Here is a 6,250-nt window from a genome sequence, read left to right on the forward strand (position 1 = left end):
CCCCTCCCTAATGTCGCATCCTTAAGGGAGGAAGCGACAAAAGAGAGGCCGAATCCGGACCAAGTGTCGCATCCTAAAGGAGGAAGCGACAAAAGAGGAGCCGACCCCCTCCCTAATGTCGCATCCTAAAGGAGGAAGCGACAAAAGAGGATCCGATCCCGGATCTAATGTCGCATCCTTAAGGGAGGAAGCGACAAAAGGGATGCCGATTACCAAACTAATGTCGCATCCTTAAGGAGGAAGCGACAAAAGAGAGGCCGATCCCCTCCCTAATGTCGCATCCTCAAGGAGGAAGCGACAAAAAGAGGAGCCGAACCCGGATCTAATGTCGCATCCTCAAGGAGGAAGCGACAAAAGAGGATCCGATCCCCTCCCTAATGTCGCATCCTCAAGGAGGAAGCGACAAAAGAGAGGCCGAACCCGGACCTAATGTCGCATCCTTAAGGAGGAAGCGACAAAAGAGAGGCCGATCCCCTCCCTAGTGTCGCATCCTCAAGGAGGAAGCGACAAAAGAGTATCTGACCCCCTCCCTAATGTGGCATCCTCAAGGAGGAAGCGACAAAAGAGGAGCCGATCCCCTCCCTAATGTCGCATCCTCAAGGAGGAAGCGACAAAAGAGAGGCCGAACCCGGACCTAATGTCGCATCCTTAAGGGAGGAAGCGACAAAAGAGAGGCCGAATCCGGACCAAGTGTCGCATCCTTAAGGAGGAAGCGACAAAAGAGAATCCGAACCCGGACCTAATGTCGCATCCTTAAGGAGGAAGCGACAAAAGAGGAGTCGATCCCCTCCCTAATGTCGCATCCATGAACTGTCCGAACCAGCAAGAGAATTCGGACAATTCACCCGTAAATCCCCGCCAATATGTCCTATCCTAGCCAATGTACATAAAAAAAGGTGATCACCCATCGTGACCACCACTTCTACTACACTAAAATCAACACCGCTGCCGGTCTTACCCTGACCACAACACACTACACTAAACCAAACTACACCAAACTAAACCAAACTACACCAAACTACTACCAAACTACCCAACCTAACACCATTGCACCCGCATGTGGGTCATAATTCAGATTCGGTACATAGTTATACCACACCACCTATTCATACCACACCCCACACACTAAACTACATCAAACCACCCAACCCAATCACCGCTGCACCGTCCTCGTTATACTATTACGATACTCATTCGGCGACATATTCTCCAACTTCTTAAAAATCGTCGAAAAATAAGAATAATTTTGAAACCCAACCTGCTCCGCGATCTCATAATTCCTGTACTTCGACTCCTTCATGAGCCGCTTGGCCTCCGCCATCCGCTGATCCAAAATATAATCAATGATCGATTGCCCCATCTGCTTTTTAAACGTCCGGCCCAAATACGACGGACTGAGGAATACATGCTCCGCAATCGTGTTCAGCGTCAATTCCTCCCGTAAATTCTCCTTTATAAACGAAATCGCCTCCGCCACCTGCGAACTCACCTGCACTTGCACCTGCACCTGCTGACTATCTGATTCACAAACTAAAGCAAACCACTCCCGCAGCAACGCCAACGAATCGCGCAGACTAACACTATTCTCAAACACAGGGAAAGGCACCGACCCAGCCACATCGTCATGCTCCAGCACACCAGGCACACTTCTATTCCGAAGCACCCCGCCAGCGCCAGTACCCAAACCAGCGCCAGCCCCCAAACCAGCCCCGCCAGCCCCAACACCAGCATCATCCCCGACCGCCGAGACATCAACTCCAGACAAACGAGCGCCTAACTCCCCGAACCATCCCTTCAAAAACGCCGGGTGGAACTTCTGCTCCATCGCAACATCAACCACCATCTGAACCCACTCGTCCATCTGCCGCTCTGAACGCCCCTTGACCACTTTCGCAAACCTAGCCTCAAGTGCAGCCAACTCCTCCGACCTCTCAAAAAACGCCCGACACCCTTCCACAAACAACGGCACCCGGCCGTCACAATAATACACATAATCCGCGAAACCCTCCAACCGCTGATAGGCCGCCACAAACTCACTAACCGCATTCACCCCATCATCACACAAAACCGAAAAACCATACCCCCCATAACCAGAAGCACTCAGCTCTAAATTCACCCGCTGCAGCACCACCGCGGCAATCGATCGAAGCACCTCCGAAACATCACCAGGCACCAATCCCGCACCAACCAACTCCCCATCAGCACCACCAACAAGCCCCGGAACCACCATCACAAACCGCCCCGGCGAGACCGGAAACACCTCACATACCACCCCGGCCCCCGCCACCATCGACTCCGTCACCCACTCATACACCTGAGATTCCAGAGCATACAAGCTTTGATCTGGGAAAAATAGAGTACTACTCTTCGAACCCTTAACCCCCACGTCCAAACCACGCTTCCCGTTTTCAGCAGCCAGTAATGCAACCTTTTTCCCAGCATTACCATCCGGAGCATACTCCCCATGACCACGTGACTTGCCATCCTTATGAGGCAAACCTTCCATGGTACTGCCATCAAAATCATTATCATCAACAAAACCTTGCTTACTCGTTGAACGATCATTTCCATCTATGATTTCTACATCCTGTCTACCATTGCCAATAGAACTTCTACTACCATTTTTCAGATCTTTCTTACTATCATTTCCATTTTCCTTTGAAGTTTGCGTATCTTGTCCAAACACTTTATCGTTCTTTATAGTAGACAATCGGTCCGAAAGAATGCCCATCATAACGAAGTAGGGGCCATCGCGCAATTGTATCCCGAGGGAAGATGCTTCTTCCAGCATTTCCTGAGACGTGCCAAACCCATGCCCAGAGCTATCTTTTGCGGTAAAGTGACGAGTGCTTTTCCCATCCCCATTCAAATTCCCAATCCGATTTTTCCGAGTCCCATTCAAATTCCCATCCTCATTCAAATTCCCCACCTGATTACCATGTCCGTTCTGATCCTCACTTGAATTTCCAACTTGATGGGCACCACTATCGGTAGCTGCATTCAGCAACTGGAGAAAATACTTTTGACGCAATGGAAAACGATAGTTTAAGAGACGCTTTTCCTCCTGAACCTTCCATTTGGAAACTCGCTGAATTTCTTTCTTGATCTTGCTGATCACTGCCTTTGTCTCATCTAAATTAATTGGAGACTTTAATATGTAACCGTCAGCCCCTTGGTGAATCGCCTTTTGCGCAAACTCAAAACTTCGGTGAGCTGTCAAAAAAATGACCTTTATCATAGGATACTTCCGTTTCAGTTCATCCAATAGCTGGAATCCACCCATAACAGGCATCGTAATGTCAATCAGCGCCACATCTGGCATTACACGGGCGCAAAAGGAGAGCGCCTCAACCCCATTCGTCGCCTCACCCACAATCGTAATTCCCCAGTCTTCCCAAGGGAAACTGTTTTTCACATGTGTTCTTGCCATCGGCTCGTCGTCAACAATCAGCATCTTTATCATGAGAATGTTTCCTCCTTCTGAATGGGAATTGTCAGTATAATCCGTGTTCCTTCGTCAATGTTACTTTTGATTCTCACGTGATACGCATCTCCGAACAGCAACTTAAGCCTTCCGTGGACGTTTTTCATTCCAATATGTCCGGAATCAAACCTTCTTGAACTCCCGTCCGATTGGCTGTGAGGTAGGGTTGCCGCCACCTCATCATGGACATTGTTTCTGCGGTTTCCACCTGATTCATTGGCGGCCCCTGATGTAACAGAATCTGTAACAGAATCTGTAATAGAATCCACCGTGGCAGATTCGATGTTAGCACCTGATTCTAATGCATCCCCGATCGTTTCGAAGTCCATCTTTCCACCGACCCCCGATTCAAAAGCACCTATCCCTAATTCAAAGGAAGCCATTCCTAAGTAATCGACAGCTATTCCTAAATCATCTTCAGCCATTCTTAAATCATCGACAGCCTTTCCTAAGTCATCATCAGCCATTCCTAAATCATCTTCAGCCTTTCCTAAATCAAGGGGTCCGTTCCAAGAATTCCCCATCACGGCCAGATCCGCATCCATCTTCCGCAACGTATTGTGCAGGTCGGCCAGTTTCCCAGCATCCATCCCGATGCCATTATCCTCGATGATAATGTCCCAGGAATCATCACCCAATTCCGTTCCAATAAACAGCATCCCACCGTTTTTCGCCGGGACCAGTCCGTGGAAGATGGCATTCTCCACGAGTGGCTGCAAGCTGAACTTCGGGAGCTGAAACCCCAATGACCGAACATCGATGTCCAGATCGAAGTCAAACTTGTAATCATAACGGATTTGCATCAACGACATATAATTTTTCAACGCATGGATCTCGTCGTCCAGTGTCACGAGGGAGGGCGCCGATTCGAGGCTGTAGTGAATCGTCTCCGAAAAGGCGGTGATCAGCTGATCCACCTTGGCGTGGTTCTTCTCCCTTGCTGCAATGCTGATGGAATTTAACGTGTTAAAAATAAAGTGGGGCCGTATCTGACTTTGGAGCGCAGTGAAATCCGCTTCCTTCTTCGCCTGCTCCGTCTTTTGCAGTGTGGTTACTAGATCATTAATCTTGTCTGTCATGGAATTAAAGTGCTTGCCTAGCTTCCCCAGCTCATCATTCCGGTCCAGCTCGATTTTCGTCTCCCAGTTCCCTTGCCCCACGTGATCCATGGACTTGGCTAAAATTTGAATCGGATGTCCAATCGTGCGGGAAAGAATAAAGGAAATGACAATGGCGAGACACAGGGAAATAATTGTTAAAATCGTATAATAATCCATCCCTTCCTGGAGGGAACGGAAAATCTCGTTTTTATCTAAAATCCATACGACCTGCCAGAGGAGGGGATTTGATTGGCTACGGACAAAAAGGTGATCGTTGCCGTTGAGCTCTTCAATCGTGGTCTGCCAGGAGGCATTAAAAAGGGCAGGATCGATCAGAGCCAAATCATACTCCTTCCTAAAAGGATCGTACTCCACGTATGGATCCGACCCGAACAGGGGATGGTTGTGATAATCTAGTAACACCAATTTACCGGACATATTTGCAAGAGTATTCGGAAAAATATTTTCATATAATTGGGGCAAATCGATGTCCAATGCCAACACTAAATTTTTCCCATCAACATTCCTTAACTGAATCACGGCCGTGACCGTCTGACCGGAGACGGGGGAATAATATGGCTCCGACCAGTGAATCTGATCCTGAACCGCAAGCCTCATCACCGCACTATGAAACCCCTCATCCCCATCGAGCAACCATCCAACATGAGACGAACTGGCAACGACTTTGTCTCCATCCAGTAAATGAACGTTCTTCGCATTCGGAATGTAGAGAGCTAAATATTCCCGGAACCAGCCTTGAAGGTGATTGTAATCCCCAGTCTGCAAAAAGGAATCATTTGCCACAGACAAAAGAAACCCATGGATATTATTTAAATTGAGCGTTAAATACTCATCTGTCTTACTCGTAAACTGCTGCGCATAATCAAGCTGTTCCTGGAGCAGCACCTCTCGAGCATTATTTGAGTAAAGAAAACTCACCGAAAGAATCAGCACATTGATCATTACAAATGTCATGATAAACAATTTCGTGGAGATATTCAGATTTCGATGTAGTCGCCCAATAAGATGTTTCATGTCATTTACTCCTAGTAATCTATCAGTATATCTTCATTTTTATGGAAGATACATGGAAAGTCAATGGGACAAGAAGCCAAATTTCGATAAAAAGTGCAAGATTTCGAAAGAAATAACCAGATTTTGAATAGTGAACTCCTATAGAAAATTATATACTAGTACTACCTATAGTCCGAAGGTCGTGAAGTAAACCGTATGTTTGTGGGTAATAACTACCATCAAGCCCGCCAAACATCCACTATCTTTTATGGAAAAATAGAGTCGGTAATCTAGGAAACATTAAAATTTCGCAATGTTGCGGGCTGAATCGGGAGGTGCAATCGGGAGGTGCCTGTCACTTGTCGAAATCGGGAAGCTCGTAATCGGAAGGTGCCTGTCACTTGTCGAATCGACCGTGAGTTCGGACAACTGAAACCGGAAATGGCCGTGAAATGTCCGAACTAGCCGTAAGTTCGGACAACTGAACCAAGAAATCGCCGCGAATTGTCCGAACTAGCCGTAAGTTCGGACAACTGAAACCGGAACTGGCCGTGAACTGTCCGAACTGACCGTAAGTTCGGACAACTGAAACCGGAACTGGCCGTGAACTGTCCGAACTAGCCGTGAGTTCGGACAACTGAACCGTGAACTG

General features: G+C 47.8%; 2 protein-coding genes. Both read right to left on the bottom strand.

All coding sequences use genetic code 11. The features are described 5' to 3' along the window. Window positions 1–1,153: 1,153 nt before the first annotated feature. Window positions 1,154–3,463 (bottom strand): response regulator transcription factor, encoded by a 2,310-nt coding sequence (locus tag KS419_RS07680; RefSeq protein WP_217065587.1) that lies wholly within the window; start codon window positions 3,461–3,463, stop codon window positions 1,154–1,156. Then, window positions 3,460–5,619 carry a histidine kinase gene (locus KS419_RS07685; RefSeq protein ID WP_217065588.1) on the bottom strand — a complete coding sequence of 720 codons (2,160 nt, stop codon included), beginning with the start codon at window positions 5,617–5,619 and terminating at the stop codon, window positions 3,460–3,462. Before KS419_RS07685 ends, KS419_RS07680 begins: the two co-directional genes overlap by 4 nt. Window positions 5,620–6,250 lie beyond the last annotated feature (631 nt).

It is taken from the genome of Evansella tamaricis (genome assembly GCF_019042215.1).
Classification (GTDB): Bacteria; Bacillota; Bacilli; order Bacillales; family Salisediminibacteriaceae; genus Evansella; species Evansella tamaricis.